The sequence below is a fragment of the Thermococcus sp. genome (assembly GCF_027066465.1).
Lineage (GTDB): Archaea > Methanobacteriota_B > Thermococci > Thermococcales > Thermococcaceae > Thermococcus.
The window spans coordinates 1-3,633 of record NZ_JAMONU010000081.1; the positions used below are offsets into that span (position 1 = coordinate 1).

At 57.1% G+C, this 3,633-nt stretch carries 6 protein-coding genes; 1 reads left to right on the forward strand and 5 read right to left on the reverse strand.

What is annotated here, in order from left to right; genetic code table 11:
* The coding region (locus MVK46_RS03720) for an MFS transporter (protein ID WP_297535307.1) at positions 1-1,080 on the forward strand (1,080 nt) is incomplete at its 5' end.
* On the opposite strand, the gene MVK46_RS03725 is transcribed toward MVK46_RS03720, so the two are convergent.
* The 5 genes from MVK46_RS03725 to MVK46_RS03745 form a co-directional block, all read right to left on the reverse strand.
* Positions 1,064-1,600: an RNA 2'-phosphotransferase gene (locus MVK46_RS03725; RefSeq protein WP_297535308.1), complete on the reverse strand. Its 537-nt coding sequence runs from the start codon at positions 1,598-1,600 to the stop codon at positions 1,064-1,066. The genes MVK46_RS03720 and MVK46_RS03725 overlap by 17 nt on opposite strands.
* 36 nt (positions 1,601-1,636) lie before the next feature.
* On the reverse strand, positions 1,637-2,503 hold the full coding sequence (locus tag MVK46_RS03730; protein WP_297535309.1) for a hypothetical protein: 867 nt from the start codon (positions 2,501-2,503) through the stop codon (positions 1,637-1,639).
* On the reverse strand, positions 2,500-2,679 hold the full coding sequence (locus MVK46_RS03735; RefSeq protein ID WP_297535310.1) for a hypothetical protein: 180 nt from the start codon (positions 2,677-2,679) through the stop codon (positions 2,500-2,502). Before MVK46_RS03735 ends, MVK46_RS03730 begins: the two co-directional genes overlap by 4 nt.
* A gap of 68 nt (positions 2,680-2,747) precedes the next feature.
* Positions 2,748-2,918 carry a hypothetical protein gene (locus MVK46_RS03740; protein ID WP_297535311.1) on the reverse strand — a complete coding sequence of 57 codons (171 nt, stop codon included), beginning with the start codon at positions 2,916-2,918 and terminating at the stop codon, positions 2,748-2,750.
* The coding region (locus MVK46_RS03745; protein WP_297535312.1) for a UbiA family prenyltransferase at positions 2,915-3,633 on the reverse strand (719 nt) is incomplete at its 5' end. The genes MVK46_RS03740 and MVK46_RS03745, both read right to left, overlap by 4 nt.

Consider the following 3,633-nt stretch of genomic DNA (forward strand, 5'->3'; position numbering starts at 1 on the left):
ATGCGCATGCTCGGCGCGAGCATGTTCATGGTCGGCCTTCTGAGCGTGGCCTTCAACCTGACCTCGACGGTCTTCCAGTACCCCTTTGGCTGGCTCTCCGATTCGACCGGCAACAGGAAGGGCTTCATAGCCTTCGGCGTGGCCTCAATTGGAGTGTTCTACACCGCCATGGCATTCGTCGGTTCGGCCACAGGCGTTCTAATCCTCAGAACCCTCCAGGGAATCTTCGGTTCAGCCATGACCCCGGCGCATTCGGCGCTGATTTCAGAACTCTCCACGAGGGCCGGCTCGATATTCGGCCTCTTCAACTCCATCGAGAACGCGGGCTACATGGTTGGCAACTTCCTCGGCTCGGCCATAGTCGGCTGCCTCGGCCTCAGAAAGCTCTTTCTCGTTTCAGGCTTTCTGCTCTTCGTGTCAGCTGGAACCGTTCTCCTGGTTCGCGAACGTCCAGCGGCAGGGCGCTCCCTCCTAGGTATGATTCTCGTTCAGGAAGGCAGGGGTAGCTGGCGTGCAACAATCAGAGGTTCGGCTTTCAGAAAGCTCATGCGCGGACACCTCGGCCTCTTCTACGTCACCGTCTTCCTCGTTATGATAGCGAGCGGACAGTTCTACAGCGTTTCCTCCGTTTACTTCAAGGAGGCCTTTGGGGGATGGAGCGTTGGAGTTATCTTCGGCATCGAGAGCCTCGCCGCGGCCCTGACCGGCTACTTCCTGGGCCGTCTGATAGACGTTTACGGGGCGAAGAGGTTCTACTTGATTGCGATAGCCGGTTACGGTTTGGCATTCCTTCTATATGCGTTCGTTAAAAACGTCTGGCTCGTTTTCGGCGTGGCGTTCCTATCGGGCGTCAAGTGGGTTCTGACAATAAACTCGACCTCCGCCTACGTGGCCCAGAACGTTAGGGTGAGCGAGAGGGCCCAAGGAATGGGCCTGCTCAACGCCATGATGAGCCTCGGCTGGGTCGTTGGCCCGCTAATCGGTGGCTACCTCTCGGGAATAAGCTTCCAGCTGAACTTCGTCAGCACGGTCATTCCCCTTGGACTGGCCTTCCTATTAGCTCTCAGACTGCCAGAATGATGCACTCGGGCGGAACCCTCTCTACTATCCTCACGTTCTTTCCGGCTTTGTAAACCCTCAGGCCCCTTCTCCTCAGGCATTCCGCGTCGATTATTAGGAGCACAACATCCTTCCCGTGCCTCCTGCCCGTTTCGAGGGCCTCGTTTTTACTCGTCGTCAAGTGAACGAACTGCCTCCCCATCGGCCTGAGCCCCTCGCGCATAATCCTTGGGAGGTTCCTCCTCGGCGTGCCGTGGTAGAGAACCCTTGATTCGGTGTCCTCCTCGTGGTCGAGCTCAACTTTGAAGCTGTGGCCGTAGCGGGCGCGGATTTTACTTCCCCTTATCTCGTAGCGCCCCTTGGGGTCCCCCGCGACTATCTCCCTCACGAACTCCTCCGTAACGTTGGGATAGACGGTTTGGAGGGCTTTAAGGAGCTCGTCCAGCGGGACGAAGCCCTCCTCGTCTGGCTTCAGCCCGAACTCTTCCGGCGAGTGCCTGAGAATGTAGGCCATGAGCTTGCTTACCTTCACGCGGTCCATCGGTTGGGAAATGGAAAGGGGATAAAAAAGCGTTTCTCACGCCCTGTACGATGCCGGGACGTGAACGGGCTTTTTGACGTTGATGTCAGTGACGACGAACTCGTCGTAGCTGTAGCCGGTCTCGTGAACCTCAGCCGTTCCGGAGGGTGTGCTGACCCTTACCACCATCTCCACCCTGTAGCCGAGCCTCCCGCCGACGAACGTGCCGTTTCTGAACCTCAGCTCGAGGATTCCGTTGGTCACGTTAATTGAGACGTTAGCCTGGCGGCCGAGGAGCGCGGAGGTTATCGCCATCAAATCGCTCTCCGTTATCGGGAAGTAGAGGAGTTCTGTCCCGTTTTTGAGGCTCACGTTGGTGGGGGTTCTCCTGAGGTACTTCTCCGCCAGGCTGACGGCGTTGTACTCCCACGTCACGTTGAGTATTCTTGAAACGTTGATTCCGAAGGTTTCGTTCGTCAGCTTCCTCCATGTTCCGCCTGTGAATATGTAAACCTCCCCGTTCTTTATAATCTCGCGAGAGAACGTTCTCGCGCCGCCCGGGAAGGTTATCGTGGTGATGTTAATTGCCGCCTCCCTGTCCTTCAGGTCAACGTACCCGACCTTCCGGTAGACGACCGTCACGTTTCCCTCATCCTGCGTCAGGTTTCCGACGCGGACCACGAGGTGAAGCTCCATGCTTGTGTTCTCAAAGTACGTGAACTCCTCTATCTTGCTCACCCTATCCAAAAGCTCCTGGGTTGAGTAGAGCCTCGGCTTGGGCGTCGAGGTGGTAGTTGTTCCGGTGGAGTTCACAATGGCACCGGTTGATGCTGTAGAAGAAACACCGGAGGATTTCTCTGAAATGCAGCCCGATGCAACGGCCAGCAAGAGAACCAAAACCAGAATCAGGGCAGTTTTCTTCATCCCTCATCACCCGCACGGCTTTTCCTTCCGGTCAGCATCAGGACCAGCCAGACCAAACCCAGTCCCATCCAGATGAGCGTCAGGTTTCGCGTCCACAGTCCCAGCAGGGCCAGCAGAAGGCCCATGATGATGAACGGATTTCTCTCCGCTTCCTTCTTAAACTCTTCCCATCTCATTTTAATCGTCTCCTTTCATGTATGAATCTGTTCTCATATACTTGCGCGGTTCTCCTTTTAAAAATTGGTCAGAGGAAAAACGGGAGCAGAAACGCGAGGGCGCCGGCCGTGAAGGAGGCCTCCATCCTCCTGAAGGTCCTCTCCTTATCCTCCCCCCTGCGCCACATCCACAGCTGGAGAATCGAGTAGGCCATGAAGGGAAGGAAGAGAAGCGACGCCCGCGGATAGTAGCCCCTCATCGAGTAACCCACCGCGAGTAGGGAGGCAACAGCAAAGAGTACTGCTCCAACGAGAATCGCCCGCTCCTTTCCAAGGACCGCGGCCGAGGTTCTGACGTTAAGCGAGAGGTCCTCGTTAATCGTCGGAACTGCCAGGAGCATGTGGCCGGCGGAGAGGAAGATGAAGAAGGAATGGAGTAAACCACCGCCCACACAACCGGAAGTTTGAGGGACTCGAAGACGAGCGCCATCGTTATCGGGCCGTACGTGAGGCCGTTGGTGAGGGAATCGAGGAGGGGCCGCGCCTTGAAGCGCAGGGGAGGTCTAGAATACGCCACCGCAAACGCAGAGGCTATTGCCGTCGTCGCCAGCGCGGCCGTGGAGATTAGAGCGGAGAGCGTGAGTGCGAGCGCGAAGAGCAGCAGGTACACGCGCCTTGCTGTTCTCCTGTCCACCTCCCCCCTGACGAGAGGAAGGTCGTCCCTCCCGGAGAAAACGTCAAGCTCGTAGTCGTAGTACTCGTTGATAACCAGCCCAGCGGACGTAACGAGGAAAACGACGAGGAGCGCCAGCAGAAAGTTGAGCGTGAATGAAACCCCGTAGTGATAGTGCGCCATCGTGAACGCCACAAGGGCCGAGACGAGTGAGGGTATGGAAAACTTGAGTCTGAGAAGGGAGAGGAGGGCCGAAAGGCCCATCACCTGAACCTCCTCAGTGCCATCTCGGCCGCAACGCT

What these genes read in the sequence shown, in the direction of transcription:
- MVK46_RS03740 (WP_297535311.1), bottom strand. Translation starts at nt 2,918, where the DNA reads ATGAGGGGCTACTATCCGCGGGCGTCGCTTCTCTTCCTTCCCTTCATG.
- MVK46_RS03735 (WP_297535310.1), bottom strand. Translation starts at nt 2,679, where the DNA reads ATGAGATGGGAAGAGTTTAAGAAGGAAGCGGAGAGAAATCCGTTCATC.
- MVK46_RS03730 (WP_297535309.1), bottom strand. Translation starts at nt 2,503, where the DNA reads ATGAAGAAAACTGCCCTGATTCTGGTTTTGGTTCTCTTGCTGGCCGTT.
- MVK46_RS03725 (WP_297535308.1), bottom strand. Translation starts at nt 1,600, where the DNA reads ATGGACCGCGTGAAGGTAAGCAAGCTCATGGCCTACATTCTCAGGCAC.